Below are 24,686 nucleotides of genomic sequence, written 5' to 3' on the forward strand. Positions count from 1 at the left end.
CTCCGCTTTCCTCTGGCTGAACCTCTCGGATTATGACCAGCGTGCGAGCAACTGCTGGAGGTGCCCGGTCAGCGCGATCGGCTGGTCGAGCATCACGTGGTGGCCGCTGTCTTCGACGACAGAGATCGGGATCCGATCGCCAAAACGTGCCTGTACCCACTCTTCGATGTCCGCGTCGGCCGCGCCCCGACGTCCGAGTATCAAGGCGACTTCTCCTCTGATGGCGAGCAGATCATCCGGATTCCACCACGGTGCGGTCTCGAAGATCGCCGGGTCGAACCGCCACCTCCAGCCGCCCTCGACCTGCATAATAGAGCGCTCGGCCACGTAGTCACGAATGTAGGGAATGGTTGCGGCATCCTCAGGGATGGTGCGATAACGGCTGAGGATCGTGGCCCGATCGCGGTAGATGGGGTGCTCACTGCGGTTCATCCCGGGCAGGTGCGACCACCGTTCCCCTGACTTTGGGGTGATCGACGAATCGATCGCGAGGGTTCCCCGAATCGTGTTCGCCGCATCCGTCGCCGCAGTGAGGGCGATCAGCCCACCGAGGCTGTGCCCGAGCAGAATGGGAGGAACGGATGACTCCGCCGCAGCGACCGCCATCGTCTCGGCAGCCCACTGCGCCAAGGAATACCCGTGCCGGTGGCCGCTCGCGCCGTGTCCGGACAGGTTCGGGGCGATGATCCGATGGTTCGCGGCCAGGTTGGGTGCGATGTGATCCCACCAGCCGGCATGAGCCGCTCCTCCATGGATGAGCACGACGGGCTCACCGTCGGGGGCGCCCCAGGTTTGGTAGGCGATCGAGACGCCATCCACAGCAACTGTGTGCTGTTCGGGCGTCAGCGCGAGCGCATCGGTGAACCAGGCCGGGACTTCGATAGTGGACATAGCTAGTCACGCTATCTCTTCTCCGGCAGCGTTCAGTCACCGCACGCCCGGACCGCGATGCCGACTGGATCACTGTTCGCACCGCCGGTAACGCGTGCCGAGCGCCTCCCGGAGTCCCGCTCTGTGTCCGTTGCACGACTGAGTCGCGCTCCAGGTTCGCCGCGCGTCAGGCCGTGAAGGTGCGGTAGTTCTCGTCGTTGGCCCGCAGCACCCGCCGCACGTTCTGGTAGCCGAGCTTGAGCAGGTCTGCGCGTTCCCAGCCGCGGGCCGCCAGTTCCTCGAACAGGTTCGGGTAGTCGGCCACGGTCTCGAGGCCCACCGGCATCTCGGGGCTGCCGTCGAAGTCGCCGCCGATGCCGATGTGGTCGACGCCGGCGATTCGGCGGGCGTGCTCCACGTGGTCGGCCACGTCGGCGACCGTCACGGCCGGCGCGTCGCCGATCGACCCGGCCTCCTGCCAGGCCCGGAACGCGGCCGAGATGAAAGCCGGCACGAAGGTGATCATCTGCACGCCGCCGTTGTCGGCGAGCCGGGCGAGGATCTCGTCGGGCGCATTGCGCGGGTGCGGGTTGAGGGCGAAACACGATGAATGGCTAAAAATGAGCGGCAGCACGGTGGCGTCAAGGGCATCGCTCATGGTCGCTGCCGACACGTGCGAGAGGTCCACGATCATGCCGATGCGGTTCATCTCCGCGATCACTTCGCGCCCCCGATCATTGATGCCGTCGTGCAGCACCTCCCCCACGGCCGCATCGGCCCACTCGGTCGAGGAGTTCCAGGTGAGTGTCATGTAACGCACCCCGGCCCGGGCGAATTCGCGCAACACCGCGAGGGAGTTGTTCATCTGGTGGCCGCCCTCAACTCCGATCAGCGAGGCGATATGGCCGGTGATCTGGGCCCGTTGCACATCATCGGCGGTCACGGCCCAGTGCAGGTCGTTGGGGTAGTGCTCGACCATGCGGTGCACGAAATCAATCTGCTCGAGCGTGGCCTGCACGGAATCGGCACCCTCAAGATCGGTATGCACCCAGACCGACCAGAACTGGCCCTGCACTCCCCCGCGACGCAGTTTGGGGACATCCGTTTGCAGCATGCTGAGCGCGGACTCGGGCTCCGAATCGAGGTCAGCCACGGAGTAGCCGCGCTTATCGCGGCACGCCCAGGCGAGGTCGTTGTGCCCGTCGATCACCGGAATCTTCAGTGGAATATGGTTCTGCTGCGTCATGCGATGTCCCCCTGCGTCTCGTTCCGCCAGCCTACGGCCCCTTCCGTGCTTGTCGGATATTGCGCACCTTGATCGGAATGCGTCTGCCATCAGGTCATAAGACTTCTCGGAAGTCAGGTCGGGTCATTTCCCGAGGCAGCCTGAGCTCACCGTTCACGCACTATCTCACTTATTGCGGGTGCCGGCCCAGCGAACCGGCGGATGCCCATAACTGCGGCATTCCACACCCACAACCAGTATGGTGATCGCATGACTTCCCTTGCAGGATCATCCATTCTCGTTGTCGGCGCAACGGGCGGCCTCGGCTCCGCGATCGCCCGAATTCTGGCCGACGAAGGCGCCCTGCTCACGCTCCACGGACGGTCAGAGGAGAAAATGCACGCCCTCGCTGTGCCGGGCACGTTCGTCTATTCCGACCTGCTTGACGCGGGCTCGGGCAACGGACTCGTCGCGGCCGCACTCGACGCCCATGGACGGCTCGACGGTGTCATCAACGCGGCCGGTGTGGTTGCCTTTGGGCCGGCGGCCGACATGAGCGACGAGAGCATGGACATCCTCTTCGCGGTGAACGCGCTCGGGCCGATGCGCCTGTTACGAGCAGCACGTCCCGCCCTGCTCAAGTCGGCGGCCGCGAAGCGGGACCCGTTCTTCCTCACCCTGAGCGGCATCGTCAGCGAGTCCCCCACCGCGAACATGGCCGCCTACTCTGCATCCAAAGCGGCCCTCGCCGCGTTCGGGCAGGCCGCCGGCCGCGAATTGCGCCGGGACGGCATCAGGTTGATCGATGCCCGACCGGGCCACACCGAGACGGGACTGGCCACCAGGCCCATCGCCGGAGCGGCACCGCGCATGCCCGCCGGTTTCGACCCCGCCGACGTGGCCCGCCGCATCGTCGACGCCATCGTGGCCGGCGAACGCGACCTTCCGAGCGGGGCTTTCTCGCCGCAGCACGCGGCCTGACCTGCTGCGCAGCTCACCAGCCGGTGCGGTTGCGCTCCTGCTCGACAACTGCCGCGCGATCGCTGAGCCGACGCAGGCCGGCGAGTGGTTGCGCCATGCGATTGTTGCCACGGATCCGTGGCTCCACGCGGTCGAGGAAGGCCCAGTACCCGGCCGTGAATGGGCAGGCATCCTCGCCGAGCCGCTTCTTCGGGTTGAACGTGCACGAGCCGCAGAAGTCGCTCATCGTCGAGATATAGGCGCCGCCTGCGGCATACGGCTTCGTGGCGACCAGTCCCCCGTCGGCGTGCTGGGACATGCCGACGACGTTGGCGGGCATCACCCACGGCGCGCCATCGACGAACGCATTGGTGAACCAGTCGGTCAACTCGTCGGGCCGGTATCCGCGCTGGAGCGCCCAGTTGCCGAGCACCATCAGCCGCTGGATGTGGTGGACCCACCCGGTTCGCCCCACCTCGGTGAGCACGTGGCTGAGACAGCGCGCCCGCACCGCGCTGCCGTCCAGCTCGAGGAACTCGCGGGGCAGCGGTTCGCGGGCGTCGAGGTAATTGCTGCGGCGCACGTAGTCCTCACCGAGGTGCCAATACAGGTGCCAGACCCAGTCCCGCCAGCCCATGATCTGCCGCACGACGGCTTCGACGCTCGGCAGCGGGGCGTCACCGCGTTCGAACGCGGCCACGACAGCGTCGATGACCTCCTGCGGGTGCAACAGCCCGAGGTTCATGGGCACGCTCAACCGGGAATGACTCATCTCACTGTCGCCGAGCAGAGAGGCATCCTCAAATGGTCCGAAGTCGCTCAGACGCGTCTCCACGAAGTCGTCGAGCGCAGTGAGTGCCTCGGCACGGGTCGCGGCGAATCGGCGTGGGCCGTCCTGACCCAGGAAATGCGCACGACCGTCGGCTTCCATGGCATCCAGGTCGAGCCGTACCTGGGCGTCGATCTCGTCCTCAACCGGGCAATACGCATCCGGCAGGCCCAGACTCGCCGCGTTCTTGGGCGGTGGCTGGCGGTTTTCGTGATCGAAGTTGAAACGCCCACCCTCGGGCTCCGGCCCGCGCATGAGGGTGCCGGTCGCGGTTCTGCGCTCACGGTAGTACTGGTCCATCAGCATCCGTTTCGACCCACGCCCCTCCGCCCAGGCTTGAAAGTCGGCCTCGGTTGTGACGAACCCGCGGCTGGGCAACACGACCGCACCGAGTTCCTCGACAAGCCAGCGCGACCCCCACGAGGTGGGATTGATCACCTCGAGCTCGCGCCCGGTGAGCACGTCCCGGTAATGCTGTGCCGACAGGAACTCGGCGCGGTCCCCGAGCTCAGCCGCGCGGTGCCGCAGGGCGCTGAGGATGAGGTGCGCCTTCGCCCGGTGGTACGGGCGACGGGACAGCACGGCCTCAGCCTCGACCAGAATGATCGGCCCGCCATCGTCGAAGTGCGGCCCGAGCTGGTCGGCGAACAGAAAGCGCGGCAGCGACATGAGCCACAGTCTAGTGAGGCGGATGCTGCTGCCCCGGTCACAGGAGCCGTTCGGCAACCAAAACAGTGAGAGGGTTGAGGCATCGTTTCTCCACTCAGATCGACTTCATCGAAAGCCTGGCCATGACCTTCCTCGCCCCGCAGAAGAAACGCACCACAATTCCGCGCACTGTGTTCCGCGTGGTGCTTGGCGCTTTCCTGCTGCTCGCCGGTATCAGCCACCTCACCTTCAATCGCGAGGCGTTCCTTGCCCAGGTGCCCACCTGGCTGCCGGTCGATGGCGACCTCGTGGTCGTGGCATCCGGCATCGTGGAGATCGTCCTGGGCGTTTCGCTGCTCGCTCTGGGCCGCTATCGGGTGCAGGTCGGCTGGATCGTGGCAGCGTTCTTCGTCGCCATCTTCCCCGGCAACATTTCCCAGCTCGTCACCCAGACTGACTCGTTCGGCTTGAACACCGACCTCGACCGCTCCATCCGGCTGCTGTTCCAGCCAGTCCTGGTGCTCTGGGCTCTGTGGTCGTCTGGAGCCTGGCTGGCCTGGCGCGAGCACCGCGCCGGCACGCGCACCCAGTCATCCACCGCGCCACCCGCCCCGAACGGCTAAACCGATGGGTGGGCTCACGGGCCCGAACGGGAACGCTGCGACGATGACGGCGTCGAACTCCAGAATTACCAGTGTTATCAGGTACCAGCGTGCGTGGAACCACAAAAGCGCGTGCTCCTGCCGGGCCCGCCCAGAGCCGAACGGCAGCGCATCCTCATGGAGAACGACGATAGCTCTCCACCGCGGTTTGCCAAAAGAATGGCGATGCCGATCAGCGCGACACCGAGCACGACACCGAGCGAGATATACGACGAAATGAAACTTCCTTCTTCTCTGTCAAGACATCCCCTTGGGTCATGGCGACGATACCGTGCCGCGTTGATGCTCCTGTAGCTACGACCTCGCCGCGGAATGTCGGAAAAACAATCTGTAGATCCACGACCCGAGACACCAATGGGTGGTGGTGAGCATTATGCCCCCGAGAGCGACCGCTCCTCCCAGCGTGAATCCCAACGCTGAGAACCCGTAATAGAACGATATGGCGGAGCCCACCAGCAGCACGGTTGAGAGTAGGTACGAAAACCGTCGTGGTGTCGGCGTGGGCGGAAGCGCTGGCCGATGAAAGAGGTGTCGAATGCCCAAATTGTAAACCAGGTCAAGAATCATTCCGCGGGGGAACAATGCTCCGCTGAGTGGAACGATTGCCCCAAATCCAAGAAAAGTGGGCGACTGCAAAGTCAATCCGACAATGATCAGGACGGTGCCCACTCCCGGCGCGAATCGCAGGGGCCCCGCATAGCAAGACTTGGCGTCCTCATCAAGAATTCCAAATCCTTGCTTATCTAGATTGTTCTTTGTGAATTCATTGAGCATTTTTGGTTTCCTAATTGTGGTTGGAAAACTCGGTGGGTCCGACGTGGATCTCGGGGCTGCCTGCGTGTGGTGAATTTCCTGGAGCAGGAAAATCTATTCATCGGTGCTGCCCCGGTCTGGTTGACTAGCCACCCAAAGTGACGGGTCCGCCTCGGCTCAGGTCTGTGCCCGATAAAGGCACCTATGTAACCAGGTGCGAAACCCGCCAAGTTCCCCGATCCTGGCAACATCTCCCCCGCGCCCGAGGAGAACGGAAACTCACAACCAGCGTTTCCATCTCACCATACAGACGGATCTCAGCGATCACGGGTCGTTCGCGCCCGATCGTGCCGAGGAGGTCTGCCATCGAGGTCGAGGAGGTCTTCGATATGCCTGAAGACACCGACTCGGCTTCGCGTTATTTTGTATCAACAGTCATTTCGAACACGTTGCGTCACTCGCCCCTGGCGTTTTAACGAGACAGAGACGAAGCCGCCGAGGAAATCCGCGGCTGGACGCGAGAATTCACCGAAATCGCCCGTTATTCCAGAAATCGCTCCTGAGAATCCTCAGGAGCGAATTTCCTTCCACTGTTCGATGCCCCCGGCCGTGTTGCCCCTAACAGTGACAGGGGCTCTTTAGCAGTCGTGGATGTCAGCGGCACCTGCCCGACGATCTGCATCACTGCGGCAAGTCTTCTAAGAGTGATCCTGCCTGCGGAAAGCTGGAAGGCGAGCGGCCCGTATAAACAGGCCGCCCGCCTCGTGGGAAAGAGCCTAAATGCTCTTATATACCGAAACGTAGTCAACGAGCATTGGAACACCAGACTGTGTCAGCCCGCCGGGACGCCCCGGCCAGTTGCCGCCAATGGCCACATTGAGCCAGAACCCGCTCCAGGGCAGGGTGGATCTGCGTGAGGAACCCGCGGATGCGGTTGCTGGTCGCGACATTTCGCCCGAGGACATCGTCGTCGAACCCGCACAGCATCGAGAGTTCCACGACGTTTTCGTCGACGAGTTGGATCGACCGCACCGCGTGCGACAGCGCGCGGGTCGCGTGGGCGATAAATGCCGTGTCGAAGGGCACTTCCCGGCCCGCTTGTAGGCGGCCGCGTGGCGCTCTCCCTTCCCGACGTCGACACCGATCAACACGTCCACAGCGTCATTAGTTCTCGATCATGACTGCTCCCACCTCTGAACCGTTTTCGTTGGTCTGAGCCGCGGTATCGAGTCTCGACATCCACGTTACGAATGGCCTGGACAACGGTCCGGCTCCTATCAGCGATCACCTGATACCAATCAAGTCCGGTGACAACACCCCCCGGATCGTCAACGACTGGGGGCAATAATCATGCCGGACCCGACGGGTTAACGTCCCCCGATGATCACACCATCCGGGGATACGAACAAGGTAACGGGGCATGACCGGGTTCCCTCGTCCATGAATCCCAGCTAGCTCGTGGTGATCACCACCCCCATTGCGGGTGCGTCAGAGCCGAAAGGGCGGGGGCCGGAAACATGCCCGGCCCCCGTCCGATCACGGACCGGTGTACTGCAAGATGTACAGCCCACTGTCGCGGTCCGAGGCGAGCACGTACTTCTGGCCGTTGGGATGCGTATACACCTGTACGCCCCAGAAGTTGTTACCGCCCTCGTCGATGTAGCTACCGACCTCCTTGAGCCCGGTCGGACCGTAGCTGAGCACACGGAACCCGCCCGCGTAATACGAGACGTACGCGAGGTCTTCGTCGGGGTCCGTGGCGACCTCGTGGACCGAAAGGTCGCCGAAGCCTGCGGCGAACGCGGGATCCTGACCTTCCGGCAGGTAGTACTGGTCCACCTCTGCCATGGTGTTCGCATCATAGAGATGGACATAACCCCATCCGTCGAATACCGCCTTGAGATCCACCGTCTGCCCGTCGGTGCCGACGGGCGGAGCCGCAGTTCCGGCGCCGGAGGCATCACAGCTGTATCCGGCCGGGAGACCGCCGAGGATCCGGAAGCCATCCGTGCGCGAGACGAAGACAGCCGGGATCCCTGCCGTTACGAGCATCGACACCAGAGCCTCGCAGCCGCCATCGCCCGTGCGGTTGAAGACGATCGCGCCGAGGTATCCCTTAGCCTCCACGTTCTGCACCTTCACCGCGAAGTCGCAGACTCCGCGTTCGATGACCGCCACCGTGTGGGAGGCGTCGGCTGGCAGGATCGTCGCGGCATCACAGGCGAGTCCCACTCCGCGAGTATCGCCCGCAAGCGTCGTATTCACGTTGATTTGCGGGACATCCGAGCCCTGCACCGCCGTGAATGCGGTGCCATCGCCCATCGTCGCTGTCACACGGTAGGGGTCGAAGTCCTCGTCGGTAGCAATGAAGAATTGGTTGTCGCGAGTGAACTCGGCCTGATGGCCGTTGCCCTCCGGGGATATCACCTGCGCACCGTTCGTCACTTCGAAGCGCACCGGGTCGACGGCCGCGAAATCGGTGTCCGCGATGAACTGGGGACTCGCCGGATTCTCGACATTCAGCTTGGCGTAGCCACCGTCCCAGTAGGACACGAGCATCGTCTGGATACCGTCTATCTCCTTCACCACCATGTCGTGCAGGAATGCGGCGTCCCCGTGAACGGCGCCGTTCGGCTGCTTCGTCTGGTCGGCAAGACTTGTCTCTGAGATGAGCTTCGGCCGGCTCGGATTGGTGATGTCGATGATGTCGATGTCTTCGGCTTCCTCGTTATCCACGAGAACCGCGTATGCCTGGGAACCGTCCTGCCAGGCGAACGCAGAGTGAGTCTCGTTCGAGTGAGTTTGGCTCTTCCCCTTCACGCTGAAGTCCCCGAAGCCCTCGACGAGTTTCTTCGGCTTCAGAGGATTCGTCACGTCGATGAGGGTGATACCCCCCACTCCGACTTTCGAGCCGGGGCAAATCTCATTCTGGTAGATCAGAAGGTCGCCCGTGAACGATGGCGTGTTCAGGCTGATGACCTGGGATCCTTCGCCGCTGAATGTTCCAACGTGGCTGGAGATCTTGGAGACCTGCTTCGGAGATGTGGGATCGGAGATGTCCACGATGTAGACACCGCCGCGATCGCACTCCGGTGCGTAGAAGGCGGTGAGGTACGCGTAATTGCCCATGACCGCCACATCCGCGATGCGCCCCGGTTCCTCCGCCCCTGCGAACAGGTCGATGTTGCCGATCTTCGTGACGTTGTTATTCGTCGGTGGAAGGTGGCCCTCGCTGACGCCGTGCTGCGCGTCGTCATGCGCGTGTGTCTCCTTGCCGGAGTTGATAGCGCCGTCGTCGGCCAGGCGCGAAACGCTGCCGGCGGCGGGGGCTGCAGCGGCGATCATCAGCGCGCTGACCAAAACAAGAGCTGTGCGAGCGTAAAACGGCTTAATCAACAGTGATCTCCTCGTTCGATGAAGTATCCCGGCTGTTGTCGGTGGAGCAAGTAAACCAGAGTGGAGGCGGATGTGATACGGAGCGCTCGCAATTGGTCTGACCGTCGTCGAGGCTGACACCGATGCGCCAGTGGTTGCTGCCGGCCTGGAACCGGGCATCGCAGACGCCTCACCCTCCCCTCCCCTGCCCGGCCCTCGGCCCCGAGCCCCACCGCGAGTCGAAGTTGACCGCGACTATAAGGCGTGCGCGTGGAGCCGACCTGTATCGTTCGGCCCTCTTTTCGACAGGCCTCAACAACGGGTGGTGCGGTCATGTCGATTTCTACTCTCAGTGAACCCTCATTTCAAGAGGGCCCACTGTCCGAGCTATCCGCAGCGGGTCAAGGCGTGTGCGGTCGCGGATCAATCGCGTCGGGCCTCAAGCGGTCGATTCAGGCCGATCGCGATCACGTGAAGGTCTGCGACAACTTCGACTCGCGGTGGGGCGCGGCGTCGATGTGGCCCGGGGTGCCCGCATAGAGGAGCTCGATCTCGCTCGCGAAGTCGTCAAGAATGACCGAGCGTTTCGTTGAGAGTTTCGGCGTGAGATGCCCACTCGCTTCGGTGAATTCGGTTGAAAGGATGACGAAGCTGCGAATCGACTCCGCTCGTGAGACGAACGAGTTGCCGTGATCGATCGCCCGCTGCACCTCGGCTCGTACTGCGGGGTGTGCTGCGGCCACGTCGCGCCCCATTGCCGGGTCCAGTCCGTTGTTACGAAGCCAAGCCGGCAGCATCTCGGCGTCGAGCGTGACGAGCGCTGTGATGAACGGGCGGCGGTCGCCGACGACCACCGCCTGCCCGACGATCGGGTTACTCGTGATGGGGACTTCGAGAGCTGTTGGTGCCACGTTCTTGCCGCCGGCGGTGACGATGATCTCCTTCTTGCGGCCGGTGATGGCCAGGTTGCCCTTCTCGTCGAGTGTGCCGAGATCTCCGGTTCGGAGCCAGCCGTCATCGAATACGGCAGCGGTGGCGTCGGGATTGCGCCAGTACTCTTTGAACACGTTCACACCTGCGATCTCGACTTCGCCATCGTCAGCGATGCGCACGGACACACCGGGCAGGGGTGGTCCGACCGTGCCGATCTTGACCGAACCCGGCCGACATACGGTGGCCGGGGCGGTCGTCTCCGTCAGCCCGTACCCCTCGAGGATGCTGACGCCAAGACTTCGGTAGAAATGCCCGAGTCGCTCCCCGAGAGGACCGCCTCCGGACACTGCGAACTGCACTCTCCCGCCAAGCGCGGTCCGCAGCTTGGATAGCACCAGTCGGTCGAGCACTGCGAAGCGCACACGGAGTCCGAGCGGGACGTGGCCCTGGTCAAGGGCCTTCGAGCGGGCGATCGCCGTTTCCACCGCCTGTCGGAACAGTTTTCCGCGCCCGCCTGCTTCGGCGCGTTGCTCGCTGGAGTTGTAGATCTTTTCGAACACGCGTGGGACGGCGAAGAGGAATGTCGGTTTGAATTCCCCGAGTCTCTCGATCAGCTTCTTCGTGTCTCCCTCGTGGGCGATCCTCACCCCGCCATACACGCTCACGACAGCGATGAAGCGCGCAAAAACGTGCGCCATCGGGAGGAAGAGCAGCGTGGATGCTCCGGACGCGAATACCTCGGGGAGTTCGTTGGCCGTGTTGCGACTCAACTCGACGAAGTTGCCGTGGGTCAGCACGCAGCCCTTGGGGGTGCCTGTCGTGCCCGAAGTATAGATGATCGTGGCGATGTCATCTTCGTTCGCGAGGCTGCGTCGACGTTCAAGCTCGACGTCGCCGATCGTGGTCCCTTGGGTGGTGAGCACGTCGAGGTCACCGTCATCGATCGTCCAGACCCGTTCGACCTCCGGCAGCTCCGGCAACACCTCCCCCACTCGAGCGCGCAGCGCGGCGTCCTCAACGATCACAGCAACGGCCCCAGAGTCACCCAGGTTCCAGCGGATCTGGAACGGCGACGACGTTTCGTAGATCGGGACGAGGACGACCCCGGCGAACCAGGCCGCAAAATCAATCAGGCTCCACTCGTAGCGGGTACCGGCGATCAGTCCGATGCGCTGCCCCGGCTGAAGGCCGGCCGCAATGAATCCCTTCGCGAGACTCTTCACTTGCGCCAGAAACTCCGCTGCCGTGATATCCAACCTCCCGGACTCCACAACACGGGAGAAGAGCACCAGTTCTGGCGTTGCGGCGACGCGCTCCATCAACAGATCGCTTGCGTTGGCGGTGGGGGTCACGGTCGTGCGGGCGGGATGGTCGATCTGGTGCATCTGAACTCCTTTGTTCGACATGGCGGCCCTATCTGGGCCAGGGTGTTTGGGGAAAAAGGCAGGCTCAGGCCGCTGCCGCGACCGGGGAGGTTCTCACAATCGGAGCCGTCATCCGGCCAAGCAACGTGGGAAGGGTGCGTGTCACATACGACGAGGTGTGGAAGTCACGTTCATCACCGCTGCCAAACACCCACGCCTCGAACGAGCGCTCATAGGTCTCGATGATGATGCGGGCCGCCAGCGCGGCTGGCCACGACGCATCGCGGTGCAGCTGACCGATCAGCTCGGCCACAACAGCGCTGAGGGCGTGGAGTTGGCGGTTCTCGGCAGCCAGAAGCGCCTTCGCTTCGTTGGGGGAACGCAATGCCCGCAGCCGACGCTCGGCCCGAATCGTCACCGCCCCACGATCAATCGGACGGGACCGGGCGAGAGCGACCGCGGCAGCCTGCAACATCTGCGCGTCGTCGAGTCCAGCGATCTCACCGAAACTCGAACGAAGCCGCTCCGCGCACTCCAGCGCCAAACGCTCCTGCACAGCATCGAGAAATGCGTCGTCCGTGGCATACAGCAGCCGAAACGATTGCGGGTGAATGCCGGCCTGTTCGCAGACGTCGGCTATGAGCTGTGCAGTCACGCCCCCGCCATCGGCCAGTGCAATGCGCCCTGCAAGCGTCAGGCGACGACGCGCCCCGTCGCGTTGCGATTCGGTCTTACTCTCCATCGACTGAGACCCCTCTCGTTTAAAGAAACATTAGTTGCTTTAATCGAAGCAGGTCAAATAACATAGCCGTATGAGCGAGCGTATCGATGAGACGCCGGTAAACATTACCGACGGCATCTTTTTCACGATGCCGCCCGTGCTCAGCCGCGGCCGTCACGAACTGAGCCGCGAAGAGGTACTGGTCATCCACCGGGAACGTCTGATGATTGCCGCGACCGAGTTGCTCGCATCCGATGGCTACCAGGGCGTCGGCGTGCGAGAGATCACAGCCCGCGCCCGCGTCTCCCGGGCCGCGTTCTACGCAGCCTTCGACGACAAGGACGCCTGCGTGTTCGCTGCGTACGAGCGCTTCATCGAGGTACTCCTCAGCCGCCTCACTGCGGTCATGGCCCCCTCCTCCACCGCGACAGCGACCGTGAACAGCTTCCTCGAGGCCTACCTCAGCACCCTGCAGCTCGACCTCGTCGCGGCCCGCGCGTTCCACGTCGAATTCGAATCTCTCGGTGCCGCTGCTCGGAAATGCCGACGTGATGGCACCACCCGCCTCGCCACCCTCATCCGCGACGCACAAGCCGCGATCAGTGACACTCCGCCCGCCCCGCTCAGCGATCACATTGGGGGCGTCTACGCCGTACGCGATCTGGTCTCTGATGCCCTCGACCAATCGGCCGCACCCGAACTGCTCAGCCTGCTGCCCGTGATGTCGTTGTGGACCACCCGGCTCCTCGCCCTCAAACGCTGAGACAGACCCGCACGGAGAACTGAACTCCGCCTGCGCCGTGATCGGGTCGTATTCTTACCGGCTCGATTGCCCGAGCGCGGCTTGCGCGATCGCCACGTAGCGGTGCGCGAGTTCCTGCGGACTCAGCGCGCCGTCGCGGCGATACCACTGGACGCCTACCGCCACGATGGCCTTGATTTTGCCCGTGGCGGTGGGGCTCCGTCATCAACCTATCCTCGGTGAGCGGGCAGACCCCCAGCCCAGGAATCGGGTTCTACGGAATCAGCAAGGCCGCCATCTCGCATCTCACTCGCACCCTCGCCCCCTCTCATCCGCTTCATCGACTACCCGCCGTCTCAGCTCACTACGGCGGGGAAAGGACAGATCATATGCCGCACCACACCCTCGCCGCAGAGTATGAAGAACTGCGGATGCGCACGCGCGCTTTTATCCGCGACGTCGTGATACCGGCCGAACCCCGTTCCGGCGAGCGCCTCAGCGACGTGACCCGCGATCAGCTGCAGGCCGCGGCCAAAGCGGCGGGCGTGTTCGCCCCCCAGGTGCCCCGTGAATACGGCGGCCAGGGCCTGCCCCTCGAGTATTGGTCCCCGATCTTTCAGGAGTGCGGCTATTGGCCCATTGGAGCGTCAATTCTCAACTGCAGGGCACCCGATGAAGGAAACATGCACATTCAGAACACCGGTCGATGCCGATAGCAGGGAGAACAGGTCGCTGCGTTCGGCTTCGCCCAGGTGCAACACTTCGGCGAGCGCGTTGTCCCGGAACCTTTTTCCTTTAGCGGGGAGCCAGCTCCGCGAGAACGGCGTCGAGTGCGAGCGGGTCGATCTCATACGGCGCGTTGAGCGTGAGGCGGGTCGCGATTCCCGAGAAACGTTCGCGCAGCCCGGCCGCCACCTCGGCCGGGCTGCCCGTGACGGCGAACGCGTGAAGCACGTCATCGTCGATCATCTGCGCCATGGCGTCCCACTCCCCGCGACGGGAGGCGGCGTGCAGCCCATCGGCGAGCTGCTCCCAGCCATGCAGCGCGAGAACGGGCCGGTAGGCCTCGGTCGAGCCGTAGAACGCGATCTGCTTGCGCGTTGCGAGCGCAGCGGCATCCAGGCTCGACTGATCGGTACCGATGGCCACGAGCGCCGGAACGCTCACCTGCAGCACACCCGCCTCGCGCCCGGCGCTCGCCCGACCGCGACGAAGCGCCGGCAAGCTGACCTGCTCGAGGTAGTCCCGGGTGGTGAAGCTGTGGGAGATGAGGCCGTCGGCCGCTGACCCCGCGACCTCGGTCATTCGCTCGCCCACCGCAGCGAGCCAGATCGGCGCATTACCGTGCGGGTTCGGGCCGGGGTCGAAGAACGGCGTCATGAGCGTGTGCTGGTAGAACTCCCCACGAAAGTCGAGCCGGCCGCCGGTGCTCCAGCTCTCCCAGATGGCGCGCACCGCCAGAATGTACTCGTTCATTCGCTTGGCCGGCTGCGACCACGGCATCGAGAACCGGCGTTCGATGTGCGGCCGCACCTGCGAGCCGAGTCCGAGTACGAACCTGCCCTCTGACACGAGGTGAATATCGTTGCCGAGAGTGGCCATCGACATGGGGTTGCGCGCGAACGCGACGGCAATGCCGCTCATCAGCCGCACTCGCTCGGTCGCCCGTGCGGCGAGCGCGAGCCCGATGAACGGGTCGTGGGTGATTTCGGTCACGAGCACGCCGTCGTACCCGGCGGCCTCGGCCGTTATCGCCATGCGCTCGGTCTCGAGGGGTGAACTTCGTACGTCACTGCCGAAGTCGAGCGCGAATGTCGGTGTCAGCGGTAGAGTGCCCATAGTTAATATCAAATCACAATTGAGGTCATCGTGGACTTTTCTGAATCATCCGAGCATGCCGCTCTTCGGTCCGCCGTTGCGTCTATCGTCTCGCCGTTCGGCGGCCGATATTACGCCGAGCACGCGAAGAACCGGGAACCCTGCCAGGAAGTCTGGCTCGCCCTCGGCGCAGCCGGATTCGTGGGCGTCAACATCGACGAGGAGTACGGCGGAGGCGGAGGCGGGATGCTCGACCTCGCGCTGGTTTGCGAGGAGTCGGCTGCTCAGGGTGTGCCGCTGCTGCTCATGCTCGTGTCGGCGGCGATCTCTGCCGAGGTGATTTCCGAATTCGGAACCGTCGAGCAGAAGTCCACCTGGCTTCCCGGTCTCGCCGACGGCACGTCAAAGGTGGTCTTCGCCATCACCGAGCCCGATGCGGGCAGCAACACCCACCGCATCACCACTACCGCCACGAAAGACGGTGACGACTGGGTCCTCACCGGCTCCAAGTACTACATCTCCGGCGTGGACGAGGCCGACGCGCTGCTCGTGGTCGCCCGCACGGGCCGCAACGAGAAGGGCGGCGCCCTCATGTCGCTCTTCATCGTGCCCACGGACGCCCCCGGGCTCGAACGCACCCCGATCAACATGGACGTGATGCTGCCCGAGAAGCAGTTCACGCTGTTCTTCGACGACGTGCGGCTCGGAGCAGACTCCCTCGTCGGGGTCGAGAACAACGGCTTCCAGCAGGTCTTCCACGGGCTCAACCCGGAACGCATCACGGGTGCAGCCCTCTGCATCGGCATCGCCCGGTACGCCCTTGCGCAGGCGGCGCGCTACGCGAGCGAACGCGAGGTGTGGGGCGTTCCGATCGGCACACACCAGGGCCTGTCGCATCCACTCGCCCAAGCCAGCATGGAGACCGAACTCGCTGCACTCATGATGCGCAAGGCGGCGTGGCTTCACGACAACGGCCTGCCCGCGGGTGAAGCGTCGAACACGGCGAAGTACGCGGCAGCCGAGGCCGCCGTCTCCGCCATCGACGCGGCTATCCAGACCCACGGCGGCAACGGACTCACGAGCGAGTACGGTCTGCTGCCCTACTGGGGGCTCGCACGTCTGCTGAAGATCGCTCCCGTGAGCCGTGAGATGATCCTCAACTACATTGCCCAGCACAGCCTCGGTCTGCCCCGTTCGTACTGAGTGGGCGTAGCCGGGGGCCGTCATGAAGACCGCCGCCATCTGCGACGTCGTTGCGACAAGCGGTCCCTTGCCCAGTTGTTTCGCGTCATTGAGCTCTAGTTCGTGCTGGCAGTCTCAAGCCCAAGGCCGGCATGGAGGGTGGCCCGCGCCATCGTGGAAATCGACTCGACCAGTCGGGCCGAGGGAAGGGGATTGTCGTAGGTACACACGGAGTTGATCAGCGCGAAAACGGCGTGCACGACGGTACGCAATTGCATCTCCCCCGCGTACGGCGCAACCGATTCGCCCTGAAAGATCCACTCCTCCACGAGCTGACGCTGCTGTCGACGCAGGGTGCGCAGGCCCTCGACCGGCAGATTGCCGGCATCACGCAGGTACACCGCCACGAGCGAGCGGTTGTCAATGGCGATCTGCGTCTGGGCGCGAATCATCTCATCGAGAAGGTCAGGGCCAGTGAGCCCGCTGGCCACCACCGCGCGGGTGCCGGCGAGCATGTTCTTGACCACGCGGTCGAGAAGGGCGCTCAATAGCATCGACTTCGACTCGAAGTGGCGGTACACCCCGGAACCCACGATGCCGGCGGCCGCGCCGATCTGGGTCATGCTGACCGCCGGATACCCCCGCTCCGCCATGAGCTCGGCAGCTGACCGCAGGATCAGTTCGCGGCGGTTGTGGCCGCGCGCGGACTTGGGCTGGGTGATGGTCATGTCACTATTCTCCCGTCGACCGGTCGAACTGCCCGGCACGGCGCCCCGTTCCCGCGTTGCCCGCGAAAGCCTGGGCCACGGCCAGCCACTCCTGGGCGGCCCCCGGCGTACCCGTGAGGGCGGTGTCAGCGAGGTGGCGCCTCTGCGTAACGAGCAGGGAGAAGTCGAGGGCGGTGCCGACAACGCGCTGCTCGGCATCCGCTGGCCCCCATACCCACGTGTCGCCGCCGGGCGCGGTGAGTTCCACGCGGATGTCCGTGGTCGGCGCCTCCACGCCGCGCACCTGGAACGAGAACCCGCGGGTGAGCACACCCAGATGGCAGATATGCCGCACCCGGTCGGTCGCAACGGTCTTCACGCCGAGCGCGTCGCGGATGTCCTGACCGTGAGCCCAGGTCTCCATCAGTCGAGCCGTCGCCGATGACGCGGCGCTCATCGGAGGCCCGAACCACGGGGTGCGACTCGCAGGCCCGGCGGCGGCGAGCGTCTCCACGACGCAACGGCGACTCGTGGTGAACCAGGCGAGCGTCCGCTCGGGCTCCAAGTCGGCTCTCTCCACATTGATTTGGTCGACCCAGTCGTCTCCCGTGGCGAGGAGATCGGCGACCCGCCGAGTGAGCGCCGCGGGATCGGTGAAGCCCAGGGCGGCGATGTCGTCGAAGTAGGCGAGGTGAACGACCTGGTCGTGGATGTTCCAGCCCTCGGCGGGCGTGGGAGTGCGCCACTGTGCGTGGGTCAGCGGGCCGAGCAGATCGTTCAGGTCGGCGGCTTCCGCCGCAACATCGGCAAGGAGGGCGCGGAAGGCGGTTTCATCGATCGGCATCTGCGTTCTCCCTGGTTGTTGCGCGCGGCATTCCTCACCGTTGGTCGCGATGCTGCTCCACGTCAGTGACCTGCGTAACTCTCGATCGTGCGCTGGTCGCCGTTGAATGAATTCTATGCGTTGTGAATTTTAATTCACAAGCAGCAGCGCCACACTGACATCTCGCAGGCCGCGCATGCGATCCGTCGATCCCTGTCACGTCGGTCGGCCCGCCTCGATGAGAGACCAGTTCGAGAAGCAACTGAGGGCAGGGTCGGCGTATGGGAAGTGGCGTATTCTGCTCGTCGGCACGTGCCGCAGTTCCGGTAGTCGAGTCTGGATCCCAACTATTGCCGCGCTGCCGTGCCTCAGAGTTCATGCCGGGATCACTGTGCGTTTACGCAGTGCGGCAATGGTCGAAACGTGCCTGATTTTAGCCGCCGCTCCATGTTTACCGTCGCTATGTTTACCGTCGCTATGTTTACCGTCGCTATCGCCGCTACCAGCCTCGCCTTCGCTGCACCCGGTCGTTCTCCAAGGCCGGCAGCTACGCCAACGAGTCACCTCGCAGCGGCGAGAACCAGTAACTTCGGCCACGTGGATATTGGTGACAAAGACGTATTCTCTGTCAGTCTGCGCAACGCGAACGGCGGGGTCGTGTGGAGCAAGGACCTCCACCCCGAGCGTTAGCCGCAGTGTCGCGGTGAGGGCCGAGCCGGCCAAACCGGCGACGAACGTTGTTCTCGATGACGTTGCCCTTGTCGGGGCACCCTGACGGCCGCACGCCGGCGGCTGCACAGCTGGGGTTTAGAGCTGGATGGCGACCCACTCGTCGATCTCCACGAGCAGGGGGGCCTGGGCATCCGCTGTCAGGAAGGATGCCTGCACCGCGTTGCGGGCGAGGGTTGCGAGTTCCACGGCACCGAAATTGAACGTGTCGGTGAGGGCCATGAAGTTGTCGTCGAGGTAACCGCCGAAGTACGCCGGGTCATCGGAGTTCACGGTGACGGCCAGTCCACGGGCCAGCATGGCCGGCAGCGGGTGGTCGGCGAGCGTATCGATCACGCGCAGCCGCACATTCGAGAACGGGCACACGGTGAGCGGGATCTGGTGCGTGACCAGGTGGTCCACGAGCACCTCATCTTCGAGGCTGCGGATGCCGTGGTCGATACGCGACACCTGCAACAGCTCGAGCGCCTGCCACACATACTCCGGCGGGCCCTCCTCCCCGGCGTGCGCCACACACTGCAGGCCGTGCTCGCGGGCCAGCGCGAAGACCTCGACGAAGTCGATCGGCGGATGCCCGACCTCGGCCGAGTCCAGCCCGATGCCCACGATCGGCGCCCGCATCTCGATGAGGTCGTGCATCATCGTGAGGGCCTCGGCGGCCTCACGGTCGCGCAAAAAGGTCACGATCAGGGCTGACGACACCCCGAATTCGGCTTCGCTCTCGGCCAGCGCCGACGCCACCCCGTTCACGCAGGTGGCGAGGTCCACCCCGCGCACGGTGTGGGCCTGCGGGTCCATGAAGATCTCGGCGTGCCGCACGCCGGCCGCCTGCGCGCGCCGCAGGTAGGCGCGGGTCAGGTCGGCGAAGTCGGCCTCGGTCTGCAGCACCGCCATGTTGGCGTAGTACAGGTTCAAGAACGACTGCAGGTCGGTGAATTCGTACTGCCGGCGCAGCTCCTCAATATCGGCCCAGGGCACGCGGATGCCGTTGCGCTCGGCAAGCTGCATAATCAGCTCCGGCTCGAGCGTTCCTTCTATATGCAGGTGCAGTTCGACCTTGGGCAGGTCGTGGATCTGGGCGGGAGTCAGCATGTGAAGGGCCTTCCGGTGGCGGGCATCCGTTGTGGCAACGGCCCCTCGACCCTACGCGACCGCGCTGGATGCGCGGGGGCTGTATCCACGCACAGCAACGGCCCGGTCAGCGGCCGCCGATCAACCGGCGGCTGCGCTGTTCGAGCGCCGCGGCGCCGTAGGGGTAGTCCGAAACGACCGGGGCGCTGACCGCGCTCAACCGCTCACGCTGCATCGGGCTCAGCACCACGGATGCCGCGACCAGGTTCTCGCTCAGTTGAGCCACCGTGCGCGCCCCCAGGATCACCGCTGTGACGCCCGGTTGCGCTTCGAGCCAGGCCAGCGAGACCTGCCCGCTCGTCGCACCGATCTCTGCGGCCACCGCGGCAACGGTGTCGACGATCACCCAGGTGCGGTCGAGTTCATTGCGCGGCAGCCACGCTTCCATGCCACGCTGCGGGTCTTCGCCGAGGCGGGTGGCGCCGGTTGGATCCACGTCGCGGTGGTATTTACCGGTGAGCCAGCCGCCGCCGAGGGGCGACCAGGGCAACAGTCCGACGCCGGCGTCGAGGGCGGCGGGCACGATTTCGCTCTCGATTTCGCGCACCAGCAGGCTGTATTGTGGCTGGAGGCTGACCGGCGGGGCGAAGCCGAGCGCCGCTGCCCGGTGCGCGGCCTTGGTCAGCTGCCATCCGGTGAAGTTGGAGACGCCCCAGTAGCCGATTTTACCCGCGCGGATGGCATCGTCGAGAAAGCGCAGGGTTTCATCGAGCGGTGTGACCGGGTCCCAGGCGTGCAGCTGGTAAAGGTCGATGTTTTCGGTGCCGAGGCGGCGTAGGGAGCCATCGAGGGCGCGCATCAGGTGGCGGCGGCTGGTGCCCAGGTCGTTGGGTCCCCTGCCCATGGGAAACCGGCCCTTGGTGGCGAGCACGATCTGCTCGCGTTCCACGGGGTGCTCCGCGAGCCAGGTACCGATGATCTGTTCTGAGACGCCGGCGCTGTAGACATCCGCGGTGTCGACGAGGGTGCCGCCGGCAGCCACAAAGGTGTTCAGCAGTGCGTGCGAGGTGGCAGCGTCGGCCTCCGCGCCGAAGGTCATCGTGCCCAGAGCGTAAGTCGAGACGACCGCTCCGCTGTTTCCGAGAGTGCAATAGCGCATGTGCGTCCTGTTCGTCGGTGAATGGGCGTGCTTCCCTAGTCTGCCCGAGGCAGCGGATGCCGCAGCCTCGCCGGGCCCATTCCCCACCCCATCCGGGGCTCAGCGTTGTCACAATTCGCTTGCCTCGCAGCGCAGTGGCAAACTTGAATCATGCTTTCACTTCCGATCCTCGATTTCTCCCAACTCGACGCCGGCGAGGCCGAAGCCGCGGCGTTTCGAGCCGAACTGCTGCGCGTCACACACGAGGTCGGTTTCTTCTACCTAACCGGCCACGGCGTCGACCCCCAGCTCACGAAAAGCCTCCTCGACGTCTCGCGCGAGTTCTTCGATCTGCCGGCCGAGCAAAAACTGAAGTTGGAGAACATCCACAGCCCCCAGTTTCGCGGTTACACCCGCGTCGGCGGGGAGCTCACCGCCAATGCGGTGGACTGGCGCGAACAGATCGACATTGGCGTAGACCGCGAACCCGTTCCCCTCGCCGAGGGCACCCCCGACTACTGGCGCCTCGAGGGCCCCAACCTCTGGCCCGAGTCCCTCCCCGAACTTGAAGCCGTCGCCGTGCGCTGGAATGACGAACTGAGCCGCGTGGCGCTGCGCCTGTTGCGCGCCTGGGCCCTCGCCCTCGGCAGCCCCGAGAACGTCTTCGACGACGCCTTTGCCGAGAACCCGTTTCTGCTCACCAAGATCGTGCGCTACCCCGGGCAGCCCGAGCGTTCCCAAGGCGTGGGCGAGCACCGCGACGGCGGCGTACTCACATTGCTGCTCGTCGAACCAGGCAAAGACGGCCTGCAGGTCGAGCATGAGGGCGAGTGGATCGATGCTCCCCCGGTCGACGGCGCCTTCGTCGTGAACATCGGCGAAATGCTCGAACTGGCAACGGATGGCTACCTCAAGGCCACCCTCCACCGGGTATTCTCCCCCCAAGACGGATCCGACCGCATCTCGGTGCCGTTCTTCTTCAACCCGGCACTCGACACCGTGATGCCGCGGCTGCAGCTCGACGAGAACCTGTCCCGCGACGCCCGCGGACTCTCCGCGGACCCGACCAACAGTCCGATTCTGGAAACCACCTACGGTGACAATGCCCTCCGGTACCGGCTGCGCGCCCACCCCAACGTGGCCGCCGCCCACCACGCCGACCTGCTGTAAGGGCACGTCGACGACGGCTGCCGCGCACGACGGGCAACCACGCAGCAGCCCACTCTGACCCCTCACTCATGAAGGCTGTTTCGGTGTGCCGGCCTTGAGCTGCCGTTTGTCGTAGAGCGTTTCGATGACGCTGCGGAACAGGTTGTCGTATCGGGATATCAAGGGTGCATAAAAAACGGCGGTCATCTGCAGCCGCGAACCCGAATTGCGTGACTGGAGTCGCCGGCTCACCCACGCCTTGCTGATTCTCGACCTTCAGGTTGATCGCAATCTGCTACTTGACCTCGCGGCGGCGACGGGCGAGAAAAACGCGAAAGCAGTGGAATCAGCCGTCCCGGTGGCCCGTCAAATCTGCGCCACGTCGACGTCCCCCACCGGCTGGGTTGACACGGCGCAGTAACGCTGGCGGCCTTTGTTCCCAGATACCCATGGTGCGGTCGCCCTGCACATTGCTGTGCCCGCGAATCGGTCTCATCAGCCGACGCAGCCATCCGCACGGACGAGCGCTATCGTAGAAGAGACCTCAAAACAGCGCCGCCAGCAGCAATGTCGACCGAATGCGCAAGGAGCCAGATGCATCTCACCCCGGCCGATAACGAAAAGCTGCTGCTCGCAGTAGCAGGCATGGTTGCTCGTGACCGCCTTGAGCGTGGCGTGAAGCTGAACTACCCCGAGACCGTGGCCCTGCTCAGCACTTGGGTGATCGAGCGAGCACGTGACGGCAGAGCCGTTGCCGATCTCATGATCGAGGGACGCACCGTCCTTGCCCGTGACCAGGTCATGGACGGCGTCGCCGAGATGCTCTCCGACGTGCAGGTTGAGGCGACCTTTGCGGACGGTCGCAAGCTCGTGACCATTCACGACCCTATCTCCTGAATAATCGACCAGACCAGATGCACCACACTCAGTTAGGACGGCGTTGATATGCCAGGCCACTCCTCCACCGGGCCGGGCGCGATTCGCGTGGCCCCAGGCACCATCATCCTCAATGCAGATCGTGACGATACGCAACGCATTCGGCTCATTTTTCTGAATACCGGCGACCGCCCGGTGCAGATCGGATCGCACCTGCACCTTCCCGATGCCAATGCCAACTTGATCTTCGACCGGGAGGCGGCGCGGGGGTTTCGCCTCGACATTCCATCAGGAACGTCTCAACGGTTCGAGCCGGGTGCCTCCCGAGAGCTCGACGCGGTCGCCCTGCTGGGTGCCCGACGTGTTCCGGGCCTGCAGCTGCGCAACGCTGGAAACGAGCGACTCGATGGTTGAGATCAGCCGCGCACGCTACGCCGCCATCTATGGACCTACGGCGGGAGATCAGATTCGCCTCGGCGATACCGACCTCTGGATCGAGATCGAGAAGGACCTCACTGTCGGTGGAGAAGAGGCGGTCTTTGGTGGTGGTAAATCCATCCGAGAGTCCATGGCACAGGGATCGGTCAGCCGCGCCGATGGCGCCCTTGATACCGTGATCACGAACGCGATCGTGCTCGATTGGTGGGGAATCATCCGAGCCGATGTCGGTATCCGCGCCGGGCGAATTGTGGCGCTGGGGCGTGCGGGCAACTCTGACATTGCCGACGGGGTGCACCCGCGTCTGGCGATTGGTCCCTCAACCGACGTCATCTCGGGTGAGGGAAAGATTCTCACGGCGGGCGCGATCGATTCGCACGTGCACCTGCTGTCACCTTCGCAAATCCACGAGGCGCTTGCCACCGGCATCACCACTATCGTGGGCGGTGGCACCGGGCCCTCCGAAGGGTCCAAAGCCACCACGGTCACGCCCGGAGCCTGGCACCTCGAGACGATGCACCGTTCGCTCGACGCCTTCCCCATGAACTTTTTGCTGCTGGGCAAGGGAAACACCGTCTCCGCAGCCGGGTTTCGCGAGCAGGCTCTCGCCGGCGCGGGTGGATACAAGGTGCATGAGGACTGGGGTTCCACTCCGGCCGCGATCGACGCCGCCCTGCGTGCCGCCGACGAGTTCGGGTTGCAGGTCGCCCTGCATTCCGACTCGCTCAACGAGTCGGGATTCGTTGAGTCCACAATCGGTGCGATTGCCGGCCGATCCATCCACGCCTTCCACGTGGAGGGTGCCGGCGGCGGCCATGCCCCGGACATCCTCCGCATCGCTTCGCTCCCGCACATCATTCCCGGGTCGACCAACCCGACCCTGCCGCACACCGTGAATACGGTCGCCGAGCACCTCGACATGCTCATGGTCTGCCACCACCTCAACCCTGCAGTGCCGGAGGATCTCGCCTTCGCCGAGTCACGCATTCGTGCCACCACAATTGCGGCGGAGGACATTCTGCACGATATGGGGGCGTTGTCGATCGTGTCCTCTGATGCTCAGGCAATGGGGCGTATCGGCGAGGTGGTCACGCGCACGTGGCAGGTTGCCCACGCCATGAAAGCGAGACGCGGTTCCCTCGGGGAGAACCTTCCCGCGGACAACGAGCGCGTCCGTCGCTATGTGGCGAAGTACACGATCAATCCCGCCGTGGCACACGGGCTCGACGGCGAGGTGGGCTCAATTGAGGCAGGCAAACTTGCCGACCTCGTGTTGTGGGAACCGAAATTCTTCGGCATCCGACCCGCGCTCATCATCAAGGGCGGCGGAATAGTATGGGCCGCCCTCGGCGACCCGAACGCTTCCATCCCCACTCCGCAGCCGGTCATGATGCGCCCCGCGTTCACCGACGCGATTGGCGCCGATATGTCCGTGTCATTTGTGTCACCCGTTGCCATCGATGATGGTGTGGAGTCGCGTCTTGGCCTTCGCCGACGGCTAGCCGCCGTCACGAGTACTCGTGAGGTGGGAAAAGCCCAGATGCGGAACAACGATGTGTTGCCGCGGATCGACATTCGGCCGGACACCTTTGCCATATCCATCGACGGCGATCACGTCGTGCCCGCTCCCGCGGACCGCCTGCCCCTCGCTCAGCTGTACATGATGTTCTGAT

21 protein-coding genes and 2 pseudogenes are annotated in these 24,686 nt (G+C 64.4%); 10 read left to right on the forward strand and 13 right to left on the reverse strand.

Going from position 1 to position 24,686, the window contains the following annotated elements; all coding sequences use genetic code 11:
• Positions 1-30: 30 nt before the first annotated feature.
• Together EDD25_RS02210 and EDD25_RS02215 are read right to left on the reverse strand one after the other, a co-directional pair.
• Positions 31-891, reverse strand: coding sequence for an alpha/beta fold hydrolase (locus EDD25_RS02210; protein ID WP_134171844.1), 861 nt, complete (start codon positions 889-891; stop codon positions 31-33).
• A 166-nt stretch (positions 892-1,057) separates the two neighbouring features.
• The gene (locus EDD25_RS02215; RefSeq protein ID WP_134171845.1) at positions 1,058-2,116 is read right to left on the reverse strand and encodes a dipeptidase; all 1,059 of its coding nucleotides are present in this window, start codon (positions 2,114-2,116) and stop codon (positions 1,058-1,060) included.
• 249 nt (positions 2,117-2,365) lie between these two features.
• Here EDD25_RS02215 and EDD25_RS02220 point away from each other — a divergent pair, with 249 nt between their 5' ends.
• Entirely contained in the window at positions 2,366-3,076 is a 711-nt protein-coding gene (locus EDD25_RS02220; protein ID WP_134171846.1) for an SDR family NAD(P)-dependent oxidoreductase, read from the forward strand.
• Between the two features lie 13 nt (positions 3,077-3,089).
• Here the strand turns inward: EDD25_RS02220 and EDD25_RS02225 are convergent, their stop codons facing one another.
• On the reverse strand, positions 3,090-4,553 hold the full coding sequence (locus EDD25_RS02225) for a cryptochrome/photolyase family protein (protein WP_134171847.1): 1,464 nt from the start codon (positions 4,551-4,553) through the stop codon (positions 3,090-3,092).
• Positions 4,554-4,675: 122 nt separating this feature from the next.
• On the opposite strand from EDD25_RS02225, the gene EDD25_RS02230 reads away from it, so the two are divergent.
• Complete coding sequence (locus EDD25_RS02230; protein WP_134175045.1) at positions 4,676-5,155, forward strand: DoxX family protein; 480 nt, start codon at positions 4,676-4,678, stop codon at positions 5,153-5,155.
• A 333-nt stretch (positions 5,156-5,488) separates the two neighbouring features.
• On the opposite strand, the gene EDD25_RS18300 is transcribed toward EDD25_RS02230, so the two are convergent.
• The 5 genes and pseudogenes from EDD25_RS18300 to EDD25_RS02255 all read right to left on the reverse strand — a co-directional run bounded on the left by EDD25_RS18300 (position 5,489) and on the right by EDD25_RS02255 (position 12,274).
• The gene (locus EDD25_RS18300) at positions 5,489-5,968 is read right to left on the reverse strand and encodes a DUF4395 family protein (protein WP_134171848.1); all 480 of its coding nucleotides are present in this window, start codon (positions 5,966-5,968) and stop codon (positions 5,489-5,491) included.
• Positions 5,969-6,829: 861 nt separating this feature from the next.
• Positions 6,830-7,024 (reverse strand): annotated as a pseudogene (locus EDD25_RS02240) (IS110 family transposase); the annotation flags it as partial.
• 459 nt (positions 7,025-7,483) lie between these two features.
• Positions 7,484-9,343, reverse strand: a complete 1,860-nt coding sequence (locus EDD25_RS02245) for a PA domain-containing protein (protein WP_166671171.1) — start codon at positions 9,341-9,343, stop codon at positions 7,484-7,486.
• A gap of 446 nt (positions 9,344-9,789) precedes the next feature.
• A complete protein-coding gene (locus tag EDD25_RS02250) occupies positions 9,790-11,640 on the reverse strand; it encodes an AMP-dependent synthetase/ligase (protein WP_134171851.1) in 1,851 nt (616 codons plus the stop codon).
• Positions 11,641-11,704: 64 nt separating this feature from the next.
• Positions 11,705-12,274 (reverse strand): hypothetical protein, encoded by a 570-nt coding sequence (locus EDD25_RS02255; RefSeq protein ID WP_134171852.1) that lies wholly within the window; start codon positions 12,272-12,274, stop codon positions 11,705-11,707.
• 157 nt (positions 12,275-12,431) lie between these two features.
• Here EDD25_RS02255 and EDD25_RS02260 point away from each other — a divergent pair, with 157 nt between their 5' ends.
• The 3 genes and pseudogenes from EDD25_RS02260 (at position 12,432) to EDD25_RS02270 (ending at position 13,798) form a co-directional block, all read left to right on the forward strand.
• Positions 12,432-13,103 (forward strand): TetR/AcrR family transcriptional regulator, encoded by a 672-nt coding sequence (locus tag EDD25_RS02260; protein WP_134171853.1) that lies wholly within the window; start codon positions 12,432-12,434, stop codon positions 13,101-13,103.
• Positions 13,104-13,306: 203 nt separating this feature from the next.
• Positions 13,307-13,456: pseudogene (locus tag EDD25_RS18115) on the forward strand (hypothetical protein); the annotation flags it as partial.
• Positions 13,457-13,471: 15 nt separating this feature from the next.
• The gene (locus EDD25_RS02270) at positions 13,472-13,798 is read left to right on the forward strand and encodes an acyl-CoA dehydrogenase family protein (RefSeq protein WP_134171854.1); all 327 of its coding nucleotides are present in this window, start codon (positions 13,472-13,474) and stop codon (positions 13,796-13,798) included.
• Between the two features lie 79 nt (positions 13,799-13,877).
• Here EDD25_RS02270 and EDD25_RS02275 read toward each other — a convergent pair whose 3' ends face one another.
• Positions 13,878-14,921 (reverse strand): TIGR03617 family F420-dependent LLM class oxidoreductase, encoded by a 1,044-nt coding sequence (locus EDD25_RS02275; RefSeq protein ID WP_134171855.1) that lies wholly within the window; start codon positions 14,919-14,921, stop codon positions 13,878-13,880.
• Between the two features lie 30 nt (positions 14,922-14,951).
• Between EDD25_RS02275 and EDD25_RS02280 the strand changes: the two genes are divergently transcribed.
• Positions 14,952-16,103: an acyl-CoA dehydrogenase family protein gene (locus EDD25_RS02280; protein WP_134171856.1), complete on the forward strand. Its 1,152-nt coding sequence runs from the start codon at positions 14,952-14,954 to the stop codon at positions 16,101-16,103.
• Positions 16,104-16,198: 95 nt separating this feature from the next.
• On the opposite strand, the gene EDD25_RS02285 is transcribed toward EDD25_RS02280, so the two are convergent.
• From EDD25_RS02285 to EDD25_RS02300, 4 genes are all read right to left on the reverse strand, one after another.
• The gene (locus EDD25_RS02285; RefSeq protein WP_134171857.1) at positions 16,199-16,810 is read right to left on the reverse strand and encodes a TetR/AcrR family transcriptional regulator; all 612 of its coding nucleotides are present in this window, start codon (positions 16,808-16,810) and stop codon (positions 16,199-16,201) included.
• A gap of 4 nt (positions 16,811-16,814) precedes the next feature.
• The gene (locus EDD25_RS02290) at positions 16,815-17,633 is read right to left on the reverse strand and encodes a TIGR03084 family metal-binding protein (RefSeq protein WP_134171858.1); all 819 of its coding nucleotides are present in this window, start codon (positions 17,631-17,633) and stop codon (positions 16,815-16,817) included.
• A gap of 786 nt (positions 17,634-18,419) precedes the next feature.
• Positions 18,420-19,433 carry an adenosine deaminase gene (locus EDD25_RS02295; RefSeq protein WP_134171859.1) on the reverse strand — a complete coding sequence of 338 codons (1,014 nt, stop codon included), beginning with the start codon at positions 19,431-19,433 and terminating at the stop codon, positions 18,420-18,422.
• Positions 19,434-19,539: 106 nt separating this feature from the next.
• Positions 19,540-20,571 (reverse strand): aldo/keto reductase, encoded by a 1,032-nt coding sequence (locus tag EDD25_RS02300; RefSeq protein WP_134171860.1) that lies wholly within the window; start codon positions 20,569-20,571, stop codon positions 19,540-19,542.
• Between the two features lie 150 nt (positions 20,572-20,721).
• Between EDD25_RS02300 and EDD25_RS02305 the strand changes: the two genes are divergently transcribed.
• From EDD25_RS02305 to EDD25_RS02325, 4 genes are all read left to right on the forward strand, one after another.
• Positions 20,722-21,720 (forward strand): isopenicillin N synthase family dioxygenase, encoded by a 999-nt coding sequence (locus EDD25_RS02305; protein WP_134171861.1) that lies wholly within the window; start codon positions 20,722-20,724, stop codon positions 21,718-21,720.
• A 573-nt stretch (positions 21,721-22,293) separates the two neighbouring features.
• Positions 22,294-22,596 (forward strand): urease subunit gamma, encoded by a 303-nt coding sequence (locus EDD25_RS02315; RefSeq protein ID WP_134171862.1) that lies wholly within the window; start codon positions 22,294-22,296, stop codon positions 22,594-22,596.
• A 48-nt stretch (positions 22,597-22,644) separates the two neighbouring features.
• Complete coding sequence (ureB, locus tag EDD25_RS02320) at positions 22,645-22,989, forward strand: urease subunit beta (RefSeq protein ID WP_134171863.1); 345 nt, start codon at positions 22,645-22,647, stop codon at positions 22,987-22,989.
• Positions 22,982-24,685 (forward strand): urease subunit alpha, encoded by a 1,704-nt coding sequence (locus tag EDD25_RS02325; RefSeq protein WP_134171864.1) that lies wholly within the window; start codon positions 22,982-22,984, stop codon positions 24,683-24,685. Before ureB ends, EDD25_RS02325 begins: the two co-directional genes overlap by 8 nt.
• Position 24,686: the final 1 nt, after the last annotated feature.

The organism is Cryobacterium psychrophilum (assembly GCF_004365915.1).
Taxonomy (GTDB): domain Bacteria; phylum Actinomycetota; class Actinomycetes; order Actinomycetales; family Microbacteriaceae; genus Cryobacterium; species Cryobacterium psychrophilum.